This is a genomic window from Xanthomonas sp. Leaf148, from assembly GCF_001423585.1.
Taxonomy (GTDB): Bacteria; Pseudomonadota; Gammaproteobacteria; order Xanthomonadales; family Xanthomonadaceae; genus Xanthomonas.
In genome coordinates this window covers 84709-104649 of the sequence record NZ_LMOP01000012.1, presented here as the reverse complement: position 1 = coordinate 104649, position 19941 = coordinate 84709, and the positions used below count along the sequence as shown (strand labels likewise).

General features: G+C 67.4%; 18 protein-coding genes and 2 other RNA genes. 12 read left to right on the top strand and 8 right to left on the bottom strand.

What is annotated here, in order from left to right; translation table 11 throughout:
• Window positions 1–63: 63 nt before the first annotated feature.
• Entirely contained in the window at window positions 64–966 is a 903-nt protein-coding gene (locus ASF90_RS17515) for a LysR family transcriptional regulator (RefSeq protein ID WP_055853198.1), read from the bottom strand.
• Between the two features lie 97 nt (window positions 967–1063).
• Between ASF90_RS17515 and ASF90_RS17510 the strand changes: the two genes are divergently transcribed.
• On the top strand, window positions 1064–2254 hold the full coding sequence (locus ASF90_RS17510; RefSeq protein WP_055853197.1) for an MFS transporter: 1191 nt from the start codon (window positions 1064–1066) through the stop codon (window positions 2252–2254).
• 61 nt (window positions 2255–2315) lie between these two features.
• A non-coding RNA gene (locus tag ASF90_RS22820) (sX9 sRNA) lies at window positions 2316–2392 on the top strand.
• 166 nt (window positions 2393–2558) lie between these two features.
• Here the strand turns inward: ASF90_RS22820 and yccS are convergent.
• Window positions 2559–4772: a YccS family putative transporter gene (gene yccS / locus ASF90_RS17505; protein WP_055853195.1), complete on the bottom strand. Its 2214-nt coding sequence runs from the start codon at window positions 4770–4772 to the stop codon at window positions 2559–2561.
• Window positions 4773–5150: 378 nt separating this feature from the next.
• Here yccS and ASF90_RS22815 point away from each other — a divergent pair.
• Window positions 5151–5226: non-coding RNA, sX9 sRNA (locus tag ASF90_RS22815), on the top strand.
• 4 nt (window positions 5227–5230) lie between these two features.
• Here the strand turns inward: ASF90_RS22815 and purD are convergent.
• The 3 genes from purD to purH are packed head-to-tail and all read right to left on the bottom strand — an operon-like array spanning window position 5231 to window position 9018.
• Entirely contained in the window at window positions 5231–6526 is a 1296-nt protein-coding gene (gene purD / locus ASF90_RS17495) for a phosphoribosylamine--glycine ligase (protein WP_055853193.1), read from the bottom strand.
• Window positions 6527–6560: 34 nt separating this feature from the next.
• The gene (locus ASF90_RS17490) at window positions 6561–7412 is read right to left on the bottom strand and encodes a hypothetical protein (RefSeq protein WP_055853191.1); all 852 of its coding nucleotides are present in this window, start codon (window positions 7410–7412) and stop codon (window positions 6561–6563) included.
• Window positions 7413–7434: 22 nt separating this feature from the next.
• A complete protein-coding gene (gene purH, locus ASF90_RS17485; RefSeq protein WP_055853189.1) occupies window positions 7435–9018 on the bottom strand; it encodes a bifunctional phosphoribosylaminoimidazolecarboxamide formyltransferase/IMP cyclohydrolase in 1584 nt (527 codons plus the stop codon).
• Between the two features lie 75 nt (window positions 9019–9093).
• On the opposite strand from purH, the gene ASF90_RS17480 reads away from it, so the two are divergent.
• The 8 genes from ASF90_RS17480 (at window position 9094) to ASF90_RS17445 (ending at window position 17056) form a co-directional block, all read left to right on the top strand.
• Entirely contained in the window at window positions 9094–9708 is a 615-nt protein-coding gene (locus ASF90_RS17480) for a CDP-alcohol phosphatidyltransferase family protein (protein ID WP_055853186.1), read from the top strand.
• Window positions 9709–9793: 85 nt separating this feature from the next.
• Window positions 9794–11548, top strand: coding sequence for a bifunctional alpha/beta hydrolase/class I SAM-dependent methyltransferase (locus ASF90_RS17475; protein WP_055853184.1), 1755 nt, complete (start codon window positions 9794–9796; stop codon window positions 11546–11548).
• Complete coding sequence (locus ASF90_RS17470; RefSeq protein WP_055853182.1) at window positions 11545–12882, top strand: phosphatase PAP2/dual specificity phosphatase family protein; 1338 nt, start codon at window positions 11545–11547, stop codon at window positions 12880–12882. Before ASF90_RS17475 ends, ASF90_RS17470 begins: the two co-directional genes overlap by 4 nt.
• Window positions 12879–13322, top strand: coding sequence for a hypothetical protein (locus tag ASF90_RS17465; RefSeq protein ID WP_055853180.1), 444 nt, complete (start codon window positions 12879–12881; stop codon window positions 13320–13322). Before ASF90_RS17470 ends, ASF90_RS17465 begins: the two co-directional genes overlap by 4 nt.
• Window positions 13319–14812 carry a TIGR04222 domain-containing membrane protein gene (locus tag ASF90_RS17460; RefSeq protein WP_055853178.1) on the top strand — a complete coding sequence of 498 codons (1494 nt, stop codon included), beginning with the start codon at window positions 13319–13321 and terminating at the stop codon, window positions 14810–14812. The genes ASF90_RS17465 and ASF90_RS17460 overlap by 4 nt, the downstream gene beginning before the upstream one ends.
• Window positions 14812–15456: a CDP-alcohol phosphatidyltransferase family protein gene (locus ASF90_RS17455; RefSeq protein WP_055853175.1), complete on the top strand. Its 645-nt coding sequence runs from the start codon at window positions 14812–14814 to the stop codon at window positions 15454–15456. The genes ASF90_RS17460 and ASF90_RS17455 overlap by 1 nt, the downstream gene beginning before the upstream one ends.
• A complete protein-coding gene (locus ASF90_RS17450; protein ID WP_055853173.1) occupies window positions 15453–16085 on the top strand; it encodes a lysophospholipid acyltransferase family protein in 633 nt (210 codons plus the stop codon). Before ASF90_RS17455 ends, ASF90_RS17450 begins: the two co-directional genes overlap by 4 nt.
• The gene (locus tag ASF90_RS17445; RefSeq protein WP_055853171.1) at window positions 16082–17056 is read left to right on the top strand and encodes a phosphatidate cytidylyltransferase; all 975 of its coding nucleotides are present in this window, start codon (window positions 16082–16084) and stop codon (window positions 17054–17056) included. Before ASF90_RS17450 ends, ASF90_RS17445 begins: the two co-directional genes overlap by 4 nt.
• A gap of 79 nt (window positions 17057–17135) precedes the next feature.
• Here the strand turns inward: ASF90_RS17445 and fis are convergent, their stop codons facing one another.
• From fis to ASF90_RS17430, 3 genes are all read right to left on the bottom strand, one after another.
• On the bottom strand, window positions 17136–17408 hold the full coding sequence (gene fis / locus ASF90_RS17440) for a DNA-binding transcriptional regulator Fis (protein ID WP_002804983.1): 273 nt from the start codon (window positions 17406–17408) through the stop codon (window positions 17136–17138).
• Between the two features lie 114 nt (window positions 17409–17522).
• On the bottom strand, window positions 17523–18599 hold the full coding sequence (locus ASF90_RS22810; protein ID WP_082473625.1) for a DUF3426 domain-containing protein: 1077 nt from the start codon (window positions 18597–18599) through the stop codon (window positions 17523–17525).
• 322 nt (window positions 18600–18921) lie between these two features.
• Window positions 18922–19299 carry a helix-turn-helix domain-containing protein gene (locus ASF90_RS17430; RefSeq protein ID WP_055853170.1) on the bottom strand — a complete coding sequence of 126 codons (378 nt, stop codon included), beginning with the start codon at window positions 19297–19299 and terminating at the stop codon, window positions 18922–18924.
• A 144-nt stretch (window positions 19300–19443) separates the two neighbouring features.
• On the opposite strand from ASF90_RS17430, the gene ASF90_RS17425 reads away from it, so the two are divergent.
• Window positions 19444–19941, top strand: coding sequence for a hypothetical protein (locus tag ASF90_RS17425; RefSeq protein WP_055853168.1), 498 nt, complete (start codon window positions 19444–19446; stop codon window positions 19939–19941).

The window sequence follows — 19941 nt, the reverse complement described above, 5'->3', positions numbered from 1 at the left end:
GTTTCCTTTGCGAACGCGCGCAGCCTAGCAGGCTTCCACGGTGCTGGTGGAGGGCCTGTGTGCTTAGCGCGACCGGCCAGGCGATGGCGCACGCGGCGCCGCTTGGGCACGCAGCAGCGCCACGAACGCGCGTGCGGCCGGGGTGGGGTCCGGCCGCCACACCGCGTAGGTCAAAAAGCGGAAGCGCTCCTTGAGCGCGACCGTCACCACCTCGCGCATGGCGCTGGCCATGGTGTGCGGCACGATGCCCACGCCCAGGTCGGCGGCGACCAGTTCGCGCATCAGGTCGGCGTGAGTCACCTCGTATTGCTGGCGCTGCCGCAGCCCGGCCTGCTCGAAGGCCGCATCGATGATGCCGCGCACCCCGGCACCGGGGATCAGCCCTGCCATCGGTTCGTCCTCCAGCTCGGCCAGGGCCACCCGCTTGCGCGCGGCAAAGCGATGGCCGGGGGCGACGATCAAGGCGAGCGGTTCTTCGTGCAGGAGCAGGCGCTGCTCCGGTACCGCGACCTGCGGGCCGACGCCGACCAGGGCCACATCCAGCCGGCCTTCGCCCAGATCGTGCAGCAAGGCCTCGCTCATGGCAGTGCGCAGGTGCACGTCTACCCGCGCATGTGCGGTGCGGAACTGGCGCAGTAGCTGCGGCACCTGCACCGTACTCAGCGAGGAGATCTGCCCCAGTGTGAGCCGGCCACGCACGGTACCCAGTGCCTGGGCCATTTCTTCGTGCAGGCGTTCGGCCGCGCGCAGGGTTTCGCGTGCGTTGTGCAGAAAGACTTCGCCGGCCGCAGTGGGGCGTACCCGGCGGGTGCCGCGCTCGAACAGCCGCGCGCCAAGCGTCTCTTCGATCTTGGCCACCTGATGGCTGAGCGCCGATTGCACCGTGTTGCAGCGGCGTGCGGCCGCGGTGAAGCCGCCTTCGTCGGCCACGGCCACGGCAAATTCCAGCTGGCGCAGGGTGAGCATGCGATCTCGAAACGCGATGGTGATGGTGAAAACAATACATTGGAAAGATGCATCGCCGCTGCCCACACTGCCTCCATTCCTTCCACAGGCCTCTGCCATGACCGTCGACCCTGCCGCCCATCCGCCATTGCCGCGCCGCCTGGTGCTGTTGATGGCCGCCGCCACCGGGCTGGCAGTGGCGAGCAATTACTATGCCCAGCCGCTACTGGAAACGCTGGCGCAGACCTTCGGCATCCAGGTGCGCAGCGCCGGGGCGGTGGTGACCGCAGCGCAGCTGGCGTATGCGGCCGGGCTGCTGTTGCTGGTGCCATTGGGCGACCGGCTGGAGCGGCGCAGCCTGATCGTGGGCCTGTTCGTGCTCAGCGCACTGGGCCTGCTGATCAGTGCCAGCTCGCACAGCTTTGCGATGTTGCTGGTCGGCACGATTGTCACCGGCGCCAGTTCGGTGGCGGCGCAGATCCTGGTGCCGTTCGCCGCCACGCTGGCGGCACCGCACGAGCGGGGGCGGGTGATCGGCACGGTGATGAGCGGCTTGCTGCTGGGCATCCTGCTGGCGCGCACCGCTGCCGGGCTGCTGGCCGGCGTGGGCGGCTGGCACACGGTGTACTGGATTGCCGCCGGTCTGCTGCTGATCACCGCCGCGCTGCTATGGCGCGGGCTGCCGCGGCATCCGGGCAATGCGCAGCTGTCGTATCCGCAGTTGGTGGGATCGGTGTTGACGCTGCTGCGCGACGATGCGGTGCTGCGCGCGCGCGCGGTGCTGGGTGGGCTGATCTTTGCCGGCTTCAGCATGTTCTGGACCACGCTGGCGTTTCTGTTGTCCGGTCCGACGTATGGCTATGGCACCGCGGTGATCGGGTTGTTTGGCTTGATCGGTGCCGCCGGTGCGTTGGCGGCCAATCGGTCCGGGTACTGGTCCGACCACGGCCATGGCGACCGCGTGAGTTGGGGTGGGCTGTTGATGTTGCTGGTGTCGTGGGGGCTGCTGGCGTTTGCGCCGCACTCGATGGCGTTGCTGATCGTGGGCGTGCTGCTGCTGGATATCGCCGTACAGGGCGTGCACATCGCCAATCAGAGCGTGATCTATCAACGCAATCCGGATGCGCGCAACCGCATCACCTCTGCCTACATCACCTGCTACTTCATCGGCGGCGCGCTGGGGTCGACCTTGAGCACGGCGGCGTACGCGCAGGCCGGCTGGAGCGGTGTGGTGATCGGCGGTGCGCTGCTGGCCGTGGCGGCGTTGGGCTGGGTGGGCTGGAGTGTGTCGCGCAACACCTGGAAATAGCAGCGGCTAGCAAAACGACTGCGCTTACTATCAGGCGGGCGTCGCCGGTGCTCGGTGCGGTAGGTACCACCCGTGCATTCCGGTTCTGCGTGCGCCGTCTGCACGCACCCGACGGCTGCTCGCTACGGTGTGTTAGCCGCTCCACTCGCTGCCGATGCGTAGTGACGCGTCCTCGCGCGCTGCAGGGATGCGCGCATCTGAAGCGCTTGGCTTTTGCGGTGTTGCGCACAAATGTTGCGTCAACGCCGCCGGGCTGCACGGCGTGGTCGATGACCAGCCGCAGCCGCACTGTCCTCGATCGCCGCTAGTGTTTGCTCACCGCCAGACGCGTGGCACTCTCGGCCGGCGCATCGGTCACCGCCACCGCAGCAGCGCGCAGCTTGGGCAGCAGGCGCAAGGTGAGTGCAAGTTGGTCGCGCACCAGACGCTGCTTGGGCGGCAGCTGCACGGCGTGCTGCTCCAGCGCATCGGCCATGGCCAGCTCTTCGGTTTCGTCATGCGCCGGCAGTGGGTGGCGTTGGCTCAATGCGGTAGCGATGTCACCAAGCGCGCGCTGCAGATAGTCGCCGGCCCGGGCGATGGTGGGGTCGTGTTCGCCATCGAGCGCGGCGCGGTGCGCGCCTAGCGCCGATAGATAGCCCAGCAAGGTATTGGACAGCGCCAGGAAGCGGAAACCTGCATCCAGATTGCGTCGAAAGCGGCCCGGCTCGCGCAGCATGTTGGACAGCGCCACCGACAACGCCGCATCGGCGTTGTGCATGTCGCGGCGTGCGATGCGGTAGGGCAGATCGTCGCGCATGCCGCTCGCATATTGCTCCAGTACCTGGGTGAGATAGCGCGCGCAGCTGGCCAGTACCGTGGCCATCACCTGGTTGAGCCGGCGGCCCTGCCAGTCCGGCAGGATCAGGAACGAGGCCGCCGCGGCGATGGCGCAGCCGATCACGGTGTCGATCAGCCGCGGCCAGATCAGCACGAAGCCATCGCCGAGCAGGTTGAAGCAGAACAGCGCCATGACCGTGATGCCGGCGGTGGCCAGCATGTAGCGATCGGTGCGCGTAATGAAGAACACCAGCGCCGCGACCAGGGCCAGCAGCAGCTGTACTTCGGTGCCGGGGAACAGCTGCATCAACGCCCAGGTGGCGACCAGGCCGATCAAGGTGCCGGCGATACGCTGCACCAGCCGCAGGCGTGTCGCACCGTAATTGGGCCGGCACACGAACGCGGTGGTGAGCAGGATCCAGTAGCCGTTGTCGGCATGGATGGATTGCATCACCGCGTAGCCTGCGACCAATGCGATGGCCATGCGCAGGCCATGCCGGAACAGCACCGAGCCGGGCGTGAGTTGCTGGCCGAGCCGCGCGGCCATTTCGCGCAAGGTGTGCGGGGAGGAATCGCGCAGGCGGGTGTCGAGGTTGTCGCTGGTGGAATCGGATTGCGCCGCTTCGGAGAGCTTGCGTTCGATGGTCTGCAGATTGGTGACCAGCAGTTCCAGCGCGCCGAGCAGGCGCGCCAGTGCGGGGTCGGCGCGCGCATGCAGATAATCCAGCGACTGGCGCAGGTCTTCGGTGGCCAGACGGCTGTTGTCGCCATAGTCGAACGGCTGCCGCAGCCGGATCGCCTCGCCCAACGCGGTGCAGGCCTTGCCCTGCAGTGCGAGCAGGCGCTGGCAGCGGTACAGCACATCGCTGTGGAAGAACGCATCGGTCAGCGCTTCGTACGGATAGTGCGACGAACTGGCGCGTTCGTGGAATTCCTGCGCCATGTAATAGAGCCGGAAATACAGGCCCGATTGCACGCCCGGCCGTCCCGAGCGCCCGAAGCGGCTGATGATCGCGGTCTTGGCGGCATTGAGTGCGCCGACGACCTTGGCGTTCTGTTCGGCCAGCGCCAGCCGGCGCGCATGCAGGTCGCTTTGCCGCACCGGTTCGAACAGGTCGGCCTTGCGCTTGAGATAGAGGCCCAGCTCGAAGAACAACCGCGACAGCCGCTCGCGCACCGGGCGATTGGCGAACAGGATGGTCCACAGGATCGACAGCACGCCGTACCAGGTGGCGCCGATCAACAGCAACGCCGCGCCATGCCAGGCCACCAGCGGATCGTGGCTGCCGTGCTGGTCCATGCCGATCATGGCGTAGATCGACAACGCCACCGTGGCCTGCGCGATGGAGGCGTAGCGCTCGCCCAGTGCGCCCAGCAGCGTGAGCGAGAAGGTGGCCACCGCCATGCCGATCACGAACGCCAGCGGGTACGGGAACAGCAGCGTCACTGCCGCCGCCGCTGCGGCAAAGCACAGCAACGACAGCAGCACCGATTTGATGCGGCCCAACCAGTTGTCGTCGGTTTCGGCGATGGCGCTGGCGATGGTGCCCAGAAACAGCGCCGGGACTGCGGTGAGTTGCTGCCAGTGCCAGCACACGCCCATGGCCACCGCCAGCGCGATGAACACACGTAGGCCGTAACTGGCCTTTTCATGGGCCCACAGGCGGCTGAGGCGGGATTCGAAGGAAGTGGTGGCCACGGTCTCTGATGGGCAAGCGTGCCCGGGCATTATTGCCGCAGGCACGCGCCACCGGTGTGGAGAGCGGCTAGTTCTTTGTCAGTAGCCGGCATGTGTGCGGACTGGAGCAGAGTGCGCGATTGCACCGCCGCCCCGGCTTCACGGCCGTCTACCGCGCTTGGCGACCTTGCAACCTGTGGTTGCGAGTTTAAACACCGCCTTGTCGGCGACCACCAGCGAGCTGTTGCTCTGTTCGGCCGACAACCAGCGGATGTCCGTGCTTGCCCCCATCCGCCCTTCGGGCACCTTCCCCCGCCGGCGGGGGAAGGACGCGGCTTAGAGCAATTAACAAAAGGATTGCGCAGCCACCAGGCGGGTGCGGCCGGTGCTCGGTGCGGCATGTACCACTCGTACGCTGTGGTTCCTCCGCGCCGCCCACGCCCACCTGACGACTGCTCGCTACGTTGTGTTAGCCGCTCTTAGCCCTGCGCGTCGCGCTCGCGGGCGATCGCACGCCAGCCGATATCGCTGCGCTGGAAGGCGTTGGGCCAGTGGATCGGCTGCAGGCCGGCGTAGGCGGTGCGCTGTGCGTCCTGCACGCTGTCGCCCAATGCGGCAACGCACAGCACGCGGCCACCGGCGCTGATCACCTCGCCTGCGTCATTCAATGCAGTGCCGGCATGGAAGACCTTGGCGCTGGCCGGTACCTGGTCCAGGCCGGTGATGACCTCGCCGGTGACCGGGGTTTCCGGATAGGGCTTGGCGGCGATCACCACACCGAGCGAGGGGCGCGGGTCCCACTGCGCCTGCGCGGTGGCGAGTTCGCCATCGATGGCCGCTTCGAGCAGATCCACCAGATCCGACTGCAGCCGCAGCATCACCGGTTGGGTTTCCGGGTCGCCGAAGCGCACGTTGAATTCGATCACCTTGGGCGCACCGTGCGCATCGATCATCAGCCCGGCATACAGAAAACCGGTAAACGGTACGCCGTCGGCGATCATGCCCTGCACGGTGGGCTCGACCACTTCGCGCATCACCCGCGCATGTACCTCGGGCGTCACTACCGGGGCCGGCGAGTACGCGCCCATGCCGCCGGTGTTGGGGCCGGTGTCGCCATCGCCGACGCGCTTGTGGTCCTGGCTGGTAGCCATCGGCAAGGCGTGGGTGCCATCGACCATGGAGATGAAGCTGGCCTCTTCGCCATCGAGGAATTCTTCGATCACCACGCGTGCGCCGGCATCGCCGAACGCATTGCCCGAGAGCATGTCGCGCACCGCGTCTTCGGCCTCGCTCAGCGTCATCGCCACGATCACGCCCTTGCCGGCGGCCAGACCATCGGCCTTGACCACGATGGGCGCGCCTTTCTCGCGCACGTAGGCGAGTGCGGCGTCCACCTCGGTATGCACGGCGTAGTACGCGGTGGGGATGCCGTGGCGGGCCAGGAAATCCTTGGCGAAGGCCTTGCTGCCTTCCAGCTGCGCGGCCTTGGCGCTGGGCCCGAAGATGCGCAGGCCAGCAGCGTGGAAGCGGTCGACCACGCCCAGTACCAACGGCACTTCCGGGCCGACCACGGTGAGCGCGACGGCTTCGCGCTGTGCCAGTGTGAGCAGGCCATCGAGGTCGTCGACCTTGATCGCGACATTGCGGCACTTGGCCTCGGTGGCGGTGCCGGCATTGCCTGGCGCCACGAGCACCTCGCTCACGCGCGCGGATTGCGCGATCTTCCAGGCCAGGGCGTGTTCACGGCCGCCGGAGCCGATGACAAGGATTTTCAAGAGAGCTGCTCGCTAGGACGGGGGAAAGGGCGCGCTACTTGCAGCCTTCGCGCTGCAGAGCGTTGGGGAAGGGGTAGGTCCAGGTCTTGGGGTCGAGTGCGAACACATGCGTGGTGTCCAGCGTCTGCCCGCAATCGCTGCCGTGTTCGTGGATGCGCAGCGGCCAGATGCGTGCCTGTGCGTTGCTGCTGTCCACGTCCAGGGTGAAGTCCACATCGAACGCTTCGGCCATGCATTGCGCCTGGGTTTGATCCGGCTCGCGGGCCTGGTCGTCGCAGTCCAGCCCGCCGCTATTGTCGATATGCGCGCGCAGCGAGCCGGCGCCGACCAGCCCCTTGGGGCCGGGCACCACCAGATCCTGCGATTCCAGCATCAGGCCCTGGCCCATCCAGAAACTGTGCACGATGAAACCGTAAAAATCGCTGCCCAGCCGCAGCACGTCCACGCTGCCGGGATTGCCATCGCTGCCGAAGGTGTCGGACAGTTTTTCGGCCACCACCTTGAACGTGTCGCCGTCGCTGCGCAGCACGAAAAAGTCGATCAGCCCGGGATTGCCGTGGCCGCCGTCGCTGAGGCTGTGGCACACCGCCAGCAGCTGCTGCACCTGCTCACCAACCACCACCGGCTGCTCGGCGCAGACCTGGCTGTCGGCCTTGAAGCCATCCGCCTCGCCGTTCCATTGCGCGGCCAGACCGGCCTTGGCGCCATAGCGCGTGCGCAAAAAACCGTCCAGGCGCTCGGTGCGGCTCAGCTGCGTGGTGGTGGCCGCAGCAGGGGTGGGCGCTGCGGCGGCGGCGGGCGCCGCAGCAGGCGCGGGATCCTGCTTGCATCCACCGAGCAAGCCGGCAGCAGCCACCAGGGCGGCGAGGGAGTGCAATCGGTACATGGACCTGTCCTTGTCGTTCGGCTCAGTGACGGAAATGGCGTACGCCGGTAAACACCATCGCGATGCCGTGTTCGTCGGCGGCGGCGATCACTTCGCCATCGCGCATCGAACCGCCCGGCTGGATTACCGCCTTGATACCGGCAGCAGCGGCGGCGTCGATGCCGTCGCGGAACGGGAAGAACGCATCCGATGCCATCACCGAGCCGGCCACTTCCAGCTTGGCTTCTTCGGCCTTGAGCGCGGCGATCTTGGCGCTGACCACGCGGCTCATCTGCCCGGCGCCCACACCAATGGTGCGGCTGTCCTTGGCATAGACAATCGCGTTGGATTTGACGTACTTGGCCACGCGCCAGGCGAACAGCAGATCGCCCAGTTCTGCATCGCTGGGCGCGCGCTGGGTGACCACGCTCAATTCGCCCAGCGACATGCCGCGGTTATCGGCCGACTGCATCAGCAGGCCAGAGCCAATCCGCTTGGTGTCGTAGTTGTTGAGGCCGGCGCCGTGCGGAATCTTGAGCACGCGCACATTGGCCTTTTTGGTGGCGTATTCGAGCGCGCCGGCCTCGTAGTCGGGGGCGATCAGCACCTCGACGAACTGGCGATCCAAAATGGCCTTGGCGGTCGCTGCATCCAGGGTCTTGTTGAAGGCCAGGATGCCGCCGAACGCGCTGGTCGGGTCGGTGGCGTAGGCCAGCTCGTAGGCATCGCCGCAGGCCACGCCCACGGCTACGCCGCAGGGGTTGGCGTGCTTGACGATCACGCAGGCCGGCACATCGAACTGACGCACGCATTCCCAGGCCGCATCGGCATCGGCCAGGTTGTTGTAGCTCAGCTCCTTGCCCTGCAACTGCTGGAAGGTGGCCAAGGTGCCCGGCACCGGATACAGATCGCGGTAGAACGCGCCGGATTGGTGCGGGTTTTCACCGTAGCGCAGGTCCATGACCTTGATGAAGTTGGAATTGATCTGCGCCGGGAACGGGCTGCGCGTGGGGATGTTTTCCGCACTGTCGGCCACTGCCGACAGATAGTTGCTGATCGCCGCGTCGTATTGCGCCACGCGGTTGAACGCAGCCACCGACAGCGCAAAGCGCTTGGCGGCCGACAGCTGGCCGTCGTTGGCTTCCAGCTCGGCAAGCAGGTCGGCGTATTGCGCCGGGTCGGTGGCCACCGCCACGCGGGCGAAATTCTTGGCCGCGCTGCGCAGCATCGCCGGCCCGCCGATGTCGATGTTTTCCACCGCGTCGGCCAGCGTGCAATCGGCCTTGGCGGTGACCGACTCGAACGGATACAGGTTGAGCACCAGCAGATCGATCGGCGCGATGCCGTGGTCGGCCATCACCGCCTCATCGATGCCGGCGCGGCCTAGCAGGCCGCCGTGCACCAGCGGGTGCAGGGTCTTGACGCGGCCGTCCATCATTTCCGGGAAACCGGTCAGGTCGGCAACGTCCTTGACCGGCAGGCCGGCGTCGCGGATCGCCTTGGCGGTGCCGCCGGTGGACAGCAGCTCGACCTTGCGCGCCACCAGCGCGCGGGCCAGGTCGATCAGGCCGGTCTTGTCGGAAACGGAGAGCAGGGCCCGGCGCACGGGCAGGAAATCGGAGGCCATGAGTGAGGGAACAGTCGTTGCGGGGCAGCCGATATTGTAGGCTGCGCCAGCGCTCGAATGGACTCAACCACTGGTATGGCCTCGATCTATGCTCTGAAAGGACGCTTCCAGGACCTGCTGCGGCCCATGGTCGGCGCGCTGTACCGCGGCGGCATCACTGCCAACCAGGTGACGCTCATCGCCGCAGCGGTGTCGGTGATGGTGGCCGCGGTGGTCTATCGCGCCGGCGCCAGCTGGCCGCTGCTGTATCTGTTGCTGCCGCTGTGGATGCTGCTGCGCATGGCGCTCAATGCGGTGGATGGCATGTTGGCGCGCGAGTTCGGCCAGCAGTCGCGCCTGGGCGCCTACCTCAACGAGCTGTGCGATGTGGTGGCCGATGCGGCGCTGTACTTGAGTCTGCTCGGCGTGCCCGGCGTGGGCGCGCACTGGCTATGGATCTTTGCGCTGCTGGCGGCGCTGACCGAATACACCGGCGTGCTCGGGCTGATGGTCGGTGCCAGTCGCCGTTACGACGGGCCGATGGGCAAGAGCGACCGCGCCTTCGTGATCGGCGTGGTGGGGGTCGGCCTGGCCTGCGGGTTGCTGGGCGCGCGCGGCGTCACCTGGGTCGTCATTGCCTTGAGTGTTGCCTGCAGTGCCACGGTGTGGCGGCGGGTGCGCGCCGGGCTGGCCGAGGCAGCGGCGCGCTGATCGACATCGCGGCGCGCCGTGCGCTGCCACGTCTCATTGGCGCTGCACGGCTTTCACTCTTTCTCACTGATTTCAGGATGATCCGATGCGTGATGTCGTAGAGCGCGAATTCGCCAGTTTCGATGGTGCGCAGCTGTTTTATCGGCACTGGCCGGCGCAGCTGGCAGGTGCTGCACCCAAGGCGGTGGTGCTGCTGCATCGCGGGCATGAGCACTCCGGCCGGGTGATGCATCTGGCCGAAGAATTGAATCTGCCCGATGCGCAATTCTTTGCCTGGGACGCGCGCGGCAATGGCCGCTCGCCGGGCGTACGCGGCGATGCACCGGGCTTCGATGCGCTGGTGCGCGATCTGGACAGCTTCATCGCGCATCTGGGCACCACGCACGGCATCGCGGTGCAGGACATCGCGGTGATCGCGCAAAGCGTGGGCGCGGTGGTCGCGGCCACCTGGGTGCACGATTACGCCCCGCCGCTGCGCGCGTTGGTGCTGGCCTCGCCGGCGTTCAAGGTCAAGTTGTACGTGCCGTTCGCACGTGCCGGGCTGGCGCTGATGCATGCGCTGCGCGGCAACTTCTTCGTCAACAGCTACGTCAAGCCGCAGTGGCTCACCCACGATGCGCAACGCGTGGAAAGCTACCGCACCGACCCGCTGATCACCCGTCCGATCTCGGTGCGCGTGCTGCTGGGTCTGTATGCAGCAGCCGATCGCGTGGTGGCCGATGCGCAGGCGATCACCGTGCCGACGCAACTGCTGGTGTCCGGCTCGGACTTTGTGGTGCATCGCGGCCCGCAGGATCGGTTTTACGAGAACCTGCGCTCGCCGATCAAGCAGCGGCATTGGCTGCCCGGCTTCTTCCACGACACCCTGGGCGAGCGCGACCGCGCGCTGGCCATCGCGCCCATTCGCAGCTTTATCGAAGCGCGTTTCGCACAGCCGCCAGTGCGTGCGGACTTGCGCGATGCGCATCGCGCCGGACCCAGCTTCGAAGAAGCCGAACGGCTGGCCTGGCCGCCGCAACGCAACAGCCTGCAGGACCTGCGCTGGCGCGGCGTGCGTGCCGGGTTGCGTCTGGGCGGCACGTTGTCCGAGGGCATTGCCTTGGGCCTGCAGACCGGCTTCGATTCCGGCAGCACGCTGGATTACATCTACCGTAACCAGGCGCGTGGACGTGGCCCGCTGGGGCGCATGATCGACCGCAATTATCTCGATGCGATCGGCTGGCGTGGCATCCGCATCCGTGGCGCGCATCTGGGCGAACTACTGCGCGATGCGGCAGGCCGCTTGCGCCAGGCCGGCCAGCCGGTACGCGTGCTCGATGTGGCCGCGGGCCACGGCCGTTACGTGCTGGAAGCGCTGGGCAGCGGTGCGCAACGTGCCGATGCCATCGTGCTGCGCGATTTCAGCGCGCTCAACGTCACCCAGGGTGGTGCGCTGATTGGCACGCTCGGCGCCGGCGACATTGCCCGCTTCGAACAAGGCGATGCGTTCGACCCGGCCGCCTTGGCCGCGGTGCAGCCGGCGCCCACCCTGGCGGTGGTGTCGGGGTTGTACGAACTGTTTGCCGACAACGACCAGGTGGCGCGCTCGCTGGCCGGCCTGGCCTCCGCGGTGCAGCCTGGCGGCTATTTGCTCTACACCGGCCAGCCGTGGCATCCGCAGCTGGAATTCATCGCGCGCGCGCTCACCAGTCACCGCGATGGCGTGGCTTGGGTGATGCGCCGGCGCAGCCAGCAGGAGATGGATGCGCTGGTGGAGGCGGCAGGCTTCCGCAAGGTGGCGCAGCGGATCGATGCATTCGGCATCTTCACCGTGTCGATGGCGCAGCGGATCGACGCATGACGCACGGCGCGCGCCCGAGCGGTCGTGCCGCGTTGTGGTTGGCGCTCCTGGGGCCGTTTTTCTTCCTCAGTTATGGCCTGGCCAATACGCTGGCCGGGCGTGCGGTACAGGTGCCGTCGGTGGTGTTCGGCTGGGAACACGGCATGCCGTTCTGGCCGTGGACCATCGTGCCGTATTGGACGATCGATCTGTTCTACGCCGCCTCGTTCTTCGTCTGCCGGACCCGCCGCGAACTGGATACGCATGCGCTGCGCCTGCTCAGCGCGCAAGTGCTGTGCGTGGCCTGTTTTGTGCTGTGGCCGTTGCGGTATAGCTTCGTGCGCCCGGACACGGACGGTGTGTTCGGCTGGTTGTTCGCCGTGCTGCTGGGCTTCGACAAGCCGTTCAATCAGGCGCCGTCGCTGCACATCGTGTTGCTGGTGGTGCTGTGGATGCGTTACGCGCAGCATCTGTCCGGTGTGTGGCGCTGGCTGCTGCACGGTTGGTTCGGCTTGATCGGCGTGTCGGTGCTGACCACCTATCAACACCATTTTCTGGATATCCCCACCGGCCTTGCCGCGGGTTGGCTGTGCGTGTGGCTGTGGCCGGAGCGGATCGCCGCACCGTTTGCGCAGGCGCACCTGGCGCGCGATCCGCGGCGTTGGCGTTTGGCCGCGTTGTATCTGGTCGGCACAGTCGCCAGCGCCGTGGCGGCGTTGTGGAGTGGCGGCGCCGGGTTATGGATGCTGTGGATGAGCCTGTCGCTGGGCCTGGTCGCGCTGAACTATGCACTGCTTGGCGCGCTTGGCTTCCAGAAACGCGCCGATGGTGGCTTGAGCCTGGCCGCGCGCTGGTTGTATGCGCCGTATCTGCTGGCGGCCTGGTGCAACTCGCGGCTATGGACGCGCCGCGACGCGCTGCCGCGTGCGGTCTGCGATGGCGTGTGGCTGGGCCGCATTCCGCTGCCCGGCCAGCGCGCTGCATTCGCCGTAGTGGTGGACGTGAGTGCGGAGTTGTCCTTGTACGCAGCGCGTCCGCACGACCGCACGCTGCCGATGCTGGATCTGGTGGCGCCCACACCCGCGCAGCTACGCGCCGCCGCCGACGCAATCGAATCCGCGCGCGTGCATGGCCCGCTGCTGGTGTGCTGCGCACTGGGTTACTCGCGCAGCGCCGCCAGCGTTGCGACCTGGTTGGTGCGCAGTGGCCGCAGTAACGATGTGGACGCGGCCATCGCGCAACTGCGTACCGCCCGCGCTTCGATCGTGCTGGGCGCACAGCATCGCGCTGCCATCGTGGCGGCGTGCACGGGTCAGCTAGAGCACGACGGCGCGGCCGTGCGGAGCCTCCAATGAATACCTCCCCGATGACCTTGGCAGCGATGCGCGCGGTGTTGCGCCAGGGCGCGGCACTGGACCGGTTCTCGTTGCTGCTGCTGGCCGCCGCGATTGTCTTGCTGGGTGTTGCCGAAGCGCCGCCATCGATACAACTGAGCTTTGCGCTCAGTGCAGCGGCCGGGCTGATGCAACGCTATTGGGCATTCCGCGTCGGCCTGGATGCCGACCTGCTGGAAGCCGTGATCGCGCAGATCGCGCGCGGCAACGACGAGACACAGGCTGCGCAACAACTCGATACGGCCCTGCATGCCATCGGCCTGCGCGCGACGCTGCCACCCACCCGCGATTGGTCGGCGCGCTGGAGCGGCATGCGCCGCTTGCTGGGCTGGCAACTGGCGAGCGTGGCGGCGCAGTTGCTGTGGATGGTCGCAGCACTGGCGCTGCGGGTGTTCGGATGAGCAACGCGCACGCCTCCGGTCAGCCCGAACCGATGCAGGCCACCGCGGCGCAGCTGGCGCTGTGGCAGCGCTTGCAGGCGTATCGTTTCGGCAGCGATGCCGATGCGTTGCCGGCGTTCGTGCGGCGTGTTGCCAAGCAGGCCCACTGCAGCGTGGCGCAGGCGCAGCTGGCGGTGGACGAGTACCGACGGTTCTGTTTTCTGGCCTGCAGCGACACCCACGATGTCACGCCCAGCCCCTTGGTCGATCAGGTCTGGCACACCCATCTCACCGACACCCGCGAGTACTGGCAGCAGTTCTGCCCGCAGGTGTTGCAGACCACGCTGCACCATCAGCCCGGACGTGGCGACAGCGACGACGCTGCGCGTTTCCAGACGCAGTATCGGCAGACACTGGAGCGGTACAGCACGCACTTCGGCGAGCCGCCGACGCAGGTCTGGCCTGCGCCACCGCCGCAGTCTGCAGCCACGCCGGCGCAGCAGCACGATGCCGAAGCCAGCTTGCGCGCCCTGCGCGGCGAGCCGATGCGCGCGCGGCGCGGTGCGGGCCTCGGTACGCTGCTGGTCTGGGCCGTGGCGACGCTGGTGATTGGCGTGGTTGCCGGCAACGGGGAGGCCGCCTCGCCGCTGCACTGGCGCGGCAGCAGTTTTCTGGCGGTGTTTGTGGTGGGCATCGGCCTGGCCTGGTCTACATCGGCCTGGTTGCGCCGCCAGTTGCGCAGCATCGGACGCGCCTCGCCGGTGCACGCGGTCGATACGATGGAACTGGCCTGCCTGAGCGGTGGCGCCGGGCGTGTGGCCGATCTACTGTTTGCCCGCTTGCTGGCCTGCGATGCGGTGCATCTGCAGCGCGATGAAGATGCGCAGGCGCGCAAGTGGCTGCAGTGCGATCCCACCGTTGCAGTGCCGGCGGCGCTGCAACCGGCACTGCAGTGCGTGCGCGATGGCGAAGATCCGGTGCTGGCATGGCAGACGCTACGCACGCTGGCCGCACCGGTGCAGCAGCGGCTGATCGACAAGGGGTTGTTGCTGGATCGGCGTATGGCGCTGCTGGTGCGCGCGATAAGCGCCGTGCCGGTAGCCGCCCTGTGGACGCTTGGCGCGTGCAAGCTGGTGATCGGGCTGCAGGGTGGGTATCCGGTGGGCTATCTGCTGGCGTTGATGGTGCTGGTCAGCATGGTGCTGCTGGGATTTTTGCTGGTGCCGGTGCGCCGCAGCGGGGCCGGCGACGCGCGCCTGCACGAGCGCAGGTCGGAAGTCCGGCCCGATGCGGCGCGCACTGGCAACGACCCCGGCGAAGCGGTGGCGTTGTACGGCACCGTCGCCTTGGTGGGCACGCCCTGGGTGAGCTACCACACGCTGCGCGCGCCAACGACCAGCAATACCGACAGCAGCGGCAGCAGTTGCAGCGGTGGCGGCGACAGTGGTGGCGGCGATAGCGGTGGAGACGGTGGCGGTGGATGTGGTGGTTGCGGTGGAGGAGGCGACTGATGCAACGCAAGCAGACCCTGTTGCAACGACGCCAGCGCTGGGCACGCGCCTTGCGCGGACGCGGTGCAACGCCTAATGGCGTGTCGTGGGCCGGCATCGCCTTCGCCGCGCTGGCCGGCGTGATGTTCTACATCGCCTTGAGTGCACCGGCGCGCGAAGGCGCCGCCCCCCTGCTGCTGGCCTTGCTCGGCCTGCAGGGGCGGCTGTGGTGCAACCGCCTGGATGGCGTGCTGGCGCGACAGGCGCGGCTGGTGTCGCGCGCCGGCGAGGTCTACAACGATGCGCCGGACCGGTTGTCGGATGTGCTGGTCTGCGTCGGGCTGGGCTACGGCTTGCAGGCCAGCGTGCCGTGGGCCGCGCAACTGGGCTGGGCGGCGGCATTGTGCTGTGTGGCCACCGCCTACGTGCGCATGCTCGGCCTGGCCTGCGGCACCGCCGAGCCACGGCAGGGGCCGATGGCGCGCGTGCAGCGCATGCACTGGTTGTCGCTGATGACCGTGCTGGCGATGCCGTTGCAGTGGATGGGCCAGCCGCAGGCAGCGGCCTGGGTGTTGATCGGCGCGCTGGCGGTGTTGATCGCCGGTGCGGTGCTGACGGTGGTGCTGCGGCTGCGCATGATCGTGCGCACATTGGAGTGGACATGATTGCCCGTTTGATTGCGCGTGCCTGCAGCGGCGCCATCCGTACCTTGACCGGCGCGCGCGCGTTGTGGCGCGGCTGTGCGCCGTCCAACGAGCGCCGCGTGTATTACGGCAACCACGCCAGCCATGGCGATTTCGTGCTGATCTGGTCCTCGTTGCCGGCCAGCCTGCGTCACGAAGTGCGCCCGGTGGCCGCGGCCGATTACTGGCAACGCACCGCGTTGCGGCGCTATCTGATCCATGCGGTGTTCAATGGCGTGCTGGTCGAACGCAACCCGGCGCAACGCACCCGCGACCCGATCGAATGCCTGTGCGACGCGGTGGATGCCGGCGATTCGCTGATTCTGTTTCCCGAAGGCACGCGCAACCCGGACGAAGGCGTGCTGCCGTTCAAAAGCGGGCTGTATCACCTGGCGCGGCAACGCCCGGAACTGGAGTTCGTGCCGGTGTGGATCGACAACCTCAAACGCGTGATGCCCAAGGGCAAATGGCTTCCGTTGCCGTTGTTGTGCACCACCACGTTTGGTGCGCCGCTGCGGCTGGATGCCGATGAAGACAAGGACGCGTTCCTGGCGCGCGCACGCGAGGCGTTGCTGGCGTTGTCGCCGGACCAACTGGAGGCGCGCGCATGAATCCTTATGCCTTCAGCGGGCAGTTGCAGCAGTCCTCGATGCATCAGCAGACGCTGTGGTTATTCAGCGGTATCGCACTGGTGCTGATCATCGCCACGCTGATTTCCGAAACGCTGCGTTGGCGTGCGCGCGAACGCCCGAGCGCGGTGCTGGACAACCTGGTGGCGCGGATCCGTGCGTGGTGGGTGATGGCGGCGGTGGTCGGCATCGCGTTCGTGTTCGGGCGCGCCGGTGTCATTGGATTATTTGCGCTGGTGTCGTTGTTCGCGCTGCGCGAGTTCATCACCCTGACACCGACGCGGCGCGGGGATTACTACGCGTTGTTGGCCGCGTTCTATATCGTGCTGCCGTGGCAATACGGGCTGGTGTGGACCGGCTGGTACGGCATGTACACGCTGCTGATTCCGGTCTACGCGTTCTTGGTGTTGCCGATCCTGGCCACCATCGGCGGCGATACCACGCGCTATCTGGAACGCACGGCCAAGGTGCAGTGGGGCTTGATGATCAGCGTGTTCTGCATCTCGCACGTGCCCGCATTGCTGAATCTGGAAATCCCCGGGTATGCCGGGCGCAATCTGTTGTTGATCGCGTTCCTGGTGATCGTGGTGCAGTCGTCGGACGTGTTGCAGTACGTCTGGGGCAAGTTGGCCGGCCGCCATCTCATCGCGCCGAAATTGTCGCCGTCCAAAACGGTAGAAGGTTTCATCGGCGGCGTGCTGTCGGCCAGCCTGCTCGGCATGGCGCTGTGGTGGATCACCCCGTTCGCGCCGTGGCACGCGTTCGCGCTGGCGCTGGTGGCCAATCTGATGGGGTTCTTCGGCGGTCTGGTGATGTCGGCGATCAAACGCGATCGCGGCATCAAGGACTGGGGCCACATGATCGAAGGCCACGGCGGCGTGCTGGATCGGCTGGACTCGGTGTGCTTTGCCGCACCGGTGTTCTTCCATCTGATCCGCTACGGCTGGGCGTAATCGCGCAGCAAAAAATTGCGCACATCGCAGGTCAGCAACGCGGCACTTCTCTCACGATTCGCCAATCCCGATTTCCGGCTTACGTCAGCCCGTACTCTTTCAACTTCTTGCGCAAGGTGGCGCGGTGGATGCCCAGCATTGCCGCGGCGCGGCTCTGGTTGCCTTCGCAGTGATTGAGCACTTCGACGAACAACGGGATCTCCATTTCGCGCAGCACGATTTCGTACACATCGTCCGCGTCGCTGCCGTCCAGATCGCGTAGGTAACGGCGAACGGACTGGGCCACGTGTTCGCGCAGCGGCGACTTCGGGGCGCCACGACTGGTGTCAGGACGAGAGGGGGCTGCGTTCAAAGAAAGTTCCCAGTGTCACGAGGCCGGGGCGCGGGCCGGCGAGGGGGAGTGAGTCTAGCGCGTGACCTCATCGCTCGCCACGCCCATGTGGCTATCGGACGAGGTTGTGTCCGCTTAGCGGAAGTCGAAACTGAAGGCAGCGGTACTGGCAGCCGGTTCGCGCACGCGAAATGCCACCTGCACGGCCTGGCCCGGCGCCAGCGTGTCGTGCTCGGCTGGCGCCTGGCCCAGGTACTCCTGCGGCGACAGCACCCGGGTGCCGATCACCCGCCCATCGGCATCGGACAGCGACAGCTGCAACCAGGGCCAGGCCTGCGCCCAACGCGCATCGTTGCGGAAACTGGCCTGGATCTGCAGCACGCCGGCGAGGCCCGGCAGCGGGCGCACATCGCGATTGAGCAGGGTCAGGGTGGCCGGCTCGCGCCACGCCGGCAGCGTGCAACGCATTACCGCGCAGGCAGCGGTGACCAGCGGCCGCCAACGCGCGTCGCCGGCCAGATGCGCACGGTCGGCAATGACGATCTGCAGTCCCAGCAGCCCGACCAGACCGATCAACAGCACCCACTGCCGCCCGCTAGCGCGCAGCCGAGGGCGGCTGAGCCCGCGGCGTGCGAAGGCGGGCGCTGCCACCGCAGCGGTGGGCAAGGGGTGCAATTGCGTTGCGTGGGTGGGCGCCTCGCTGGCGCCGGTGTCGCGCTGCGCATGGGCTGCGATGTCGGCAGTGGGCGTGGCGTTGCTGTCGGCATCGAGCGCCTCACTGTCCTGCCGGTCTGCGGCGTCGCGCGCGCTGTTGGACGCGGTCTCGGCAGCGGGCTCGTAGCGCGTTTCGTCGGCCGCCTGCCGCTCGACCGGCAGCTGCGGCGCTCCGCGTTCAAGCGCCGCGGTGTCCTGCGGCCCGGCGTCGTCTGCAGCAGTGCTGCCGTGTTCGTTGGTGGGTGGCGGCGTCTGCGGCAGCGCGGTGCGCGGCGCGCTCACGGCCGGCACGCCTGGTGCAGCGGCCTCGGACGTCGGCGGCGCAGGCACCGGTTGCCGCACGGGCGCAGCTGGCGTCTCAGTCGCGGGCATCGGCACCACCTGCTCCGCAGGCGCGGTGGCCGGCAGCACCGGCGGTTGAATCAACGTCGGTGCAGGCGGCGGCGTCGCCCGCAGAAAGGTGGCAAGGGGGCGGCGCGGTGGCGGAGTCTCTGACATCGGCAGGCGTGCAGCGGGAAGATCGCTATTCAACCACGTGCGCAGCAATGGGCGAACGTTCGGCTGGGGAAGTGCGACGCGTGCTTCCTGGCGCAGTGCCTTCGCAACGATGCAGCGACGCTACCGAGGAAGACAGATTCACCGAAAGTAGATGTCTGCGGCCAGCGCTTTAGCGGCGATGCTAACGAGCAATAAAGGCACGGAAAGTCGCTGTCCGCCTACGGGAAACGCCAACACCACCGCAGCTCACGCCACGGCGCAGCAAACCGCTGTTTCGATTCCCGATTCCCCAATCCCGATTCCCGATTCCCGATTCCCAGCCTCACCGCCTGCGCCGCGTCTTCCCCTCGGCCAGCAACAGATCCAGCAGCCCGCTGCGCTGACGCGGCGCCAGGGTGTCGAAGCGCGCCAATAGCACGCGTTGCTGGTCGTCCAGGCGGCGGTACTGGGCCGGTTCCTCGGCAATCGCCGAGACCGGCGGGCCAAACACGCGATCGCCGCGGCCGGTGGCCAGGTATTCGAACGCCATGCCGCTGCGCTTGGCCAGGCCGATCAGGTTCTCCACAGACGGGGCGGTGCCTTCGGCCATTTCCCACTGCGCCACCGCGCTGCGGGTAACGCCCAGCTCGCCGGCCAGGGCTTCCTGGGTCAGCTTGGTGAAGCTGCGGGCTTCGCGTACTCGTTCGTACAGCTTGCTCACACGGCACCGGATGGGAGGCAGGCAGGGCCGGGAGATATAGCCCTAGCAGCACTTGGGGATAGTTCGTATGTCTTTCATATCGGCATATGTTTGCGATACTGTCGCAATGACATCGATGACGTGATCGCAGCGAACTCAAGGAGGATGTTCATGGTCGAGCCTGTCACTCCAACACCGGACCATCGCGATGGCCGGATACCGCCGCCAAGCGCGCCGTGGCCCGCCGATTCGCCGCTGGATCCGGCGGTCAGGCGCTTTCGCGGTGCGGCCTGCTATCAAGTCTGGCGACGCGCCCAGGACTGGGCCGCCATCGTCGAGGGCGTGCACTGGTCAGCGGCGCTGGCGCCACGGGTCTGGGCGTTGCGCTATCGGCACTGGCCGTTGCTGGGAATGGGGGCGACGCTCGCTGGTTTGGCCACAGGCATGGCGCTGGCCGGTGCACAGGCGTGGTCGGCGGGCGTCTGGGTGGCGCTGTTGCTGGCCGAGGTGGTGCTGCGTGTGTATGCGGCCCGGGGTGCCGAGCGCTGGCGCAGTGCGGCGTTGCAGCGTGCCGGCTGGCAGGCGGTGACCCGCCTGCGTGCGATCAGTGTGGCCGACGCGGTGACCACCGCGCAGATTCGCGCCGGCCGCCCGCGCCGGTGA

Bases quoted from the DNA above. Each gene is read 5' to 3' on its own strand.
- ASF90_RS17515 (WP_055853198.1), bottom strand. From the start codon at position 966: ATGCTCACCCTGCGCCAGCTGGAATTTGCCGTGGCCGTGGCCGACGAA.
- ASF90_RS17510 (WP_055853197.1), top strand. From the start codon at position 1,064: ATGACCGTCGACCCTGCCGCCCATCCGCCATTGCCGCGCCGCCTGGTG.
- ASF90_RS17490 (WP_055853191.1), bottom strand. From the start codon at position 7,412: ATGTACCGATTGCACTCCCTCGCCGCCCTGGTGGCTGCTGCCGGCTTG.
- purH (WP_055853189.1), bottom strand. From the start codon at position 9,018: ATGGCCTCCGATTTCCTGCCCGTGCGCCGGGCCCTGCTCTCCGTTTCC.
- ASF90_RS17480 (WP_055853186.1), top strand. From the start codon at position 9,094: ATGGCCTCGATCTATGCTCTGAAAGGACGCTTCCAGGACCTGCTGCGG.
- ASF90_RS17475 (WP_055853184.1), top strand. From the start codon at position 9,794: ATGCGTGATGTCGTAGAGCGCGAATTCGCCAGTTTCGATGGTGCGCAG.
- ASF90_RS17470 (WP_055853182.1), top strand. From the start codon at position 11,545: ATGACGCACGGCGCGCGCCCGAGCGGTCGTGCCGCGTTGTGGTTGGCG.
- ASF90_RS17465 (WP_055853180.1), top strand. From the start codon at position 12,879: ATGAATACCTCCCCGATGACCTTGGCAGCGATGCGCGCGGTGTTGCGC.
- ASF90_RS17460 (WP_055853178.1), top strand. From the start codon at position 13,319: ATGAGCAACGCGCACGCCTCCGGTCAGCCCGAACCGATGCAGGCCACC.
- ASF90_RS17455 (WP_055853175.1), top strand. From the start codon at position 14,812: ATGCAACGCAAGCAGACCCTGTTGCAACGACGCCAGCGCTGGGCACGC.
- ASF90_RS17450 (WP_055853173.1), top strand. From the start codon at position 15,453: ATGATTGCCCGTTTGATTGCGCGTGCCTGCAGCGGCGCCATCCGTACC.
- ASF90_RS17445 (WP_055853171.1), top strand. From the start codon at position 16,082: ATGAATCCTTATGCCTTCAGCGGGCAGTTGCAGCAGTCCTCGATGCAT.
- ASF90_RS22810 (WP_082473625.1), bottom strand. From the start codon at position 18,599: ATGTCAGAGACTCCGCCACCGCGCCGCCCCCTTGCCACCTTTCTGCGG.
- ASF90_RS17425 (WP_055853168.1), top strand. From the start codon at position 19,444: ATGTTCATGGTCGAGCCTGTCACTCCAACACCGGACCATCGCGATGGC.